The following is a 545-nucleotide window of genomic DNA, read 5'->3' on the forward strand; positions in this document are numbered from 1 at the left end:
GTTTCATCAAGCTGGTGGCCGAACGCGACTCGGGCCGGTTGCTGGGGGTGCAGGCGGTGGCGGGGGAAGCCGGTGAGCTGATCCAGACGGCGGTGATGGCGCTACGCGCACGCATGACCGTACACGACATCGCCAATGAGCTATTTCCCTACCTGACCATGGTGGAAGGGCTCAAGCTCTGTGCCCAGACTTTCACCAAGGATGTGACGCAGTTGTCCTGCTGTGCCGGGTGAACGATATGAGCGCGACCGTGGTGCCACTGGGCGGCGGCACCACGGGTTTTGGGCATGGACACCACAGGGAGCTCTGTCACGATGAACACGACACTACCCGATTGCGGGATGATGGGGGCGATGGGCTGGATAATGCCAGTGATCGGAATTGCCCTACTATTGCTGCTGGTCCTGGGCATCGCCTGTTTGGTGAAGTATCTGCTCTCTAGCAAGTGAGCGTACTGAGCGAGCCATCAACCAGCTAATCCGTTGTGGGTTGAGTTTGTCGGCCACCTTTCTCTCTCGCATACCAACCAGATAATCCGGATACCC

1 protein-coding gene is annotated in these 545 nt (G+C 58.9%); it reads left to right on the plus strand.

Annotated elements, in window-relative coordinates:
• Positions 1 to 233, plus strand: a 233-nt coding sequence (locus AC4OR5_RS30960) for an oxidoreductase dimerization domain-containing protein (protein ID WP_034086582.1), incomplete at its 5' end; no start/stop codon positions are given.
• Positions 234 to 545 lie beyond the last annotated feature (312 nt).

The organism is Pseudomonas sp. YA1 (genome assembly GCF_058680555.1).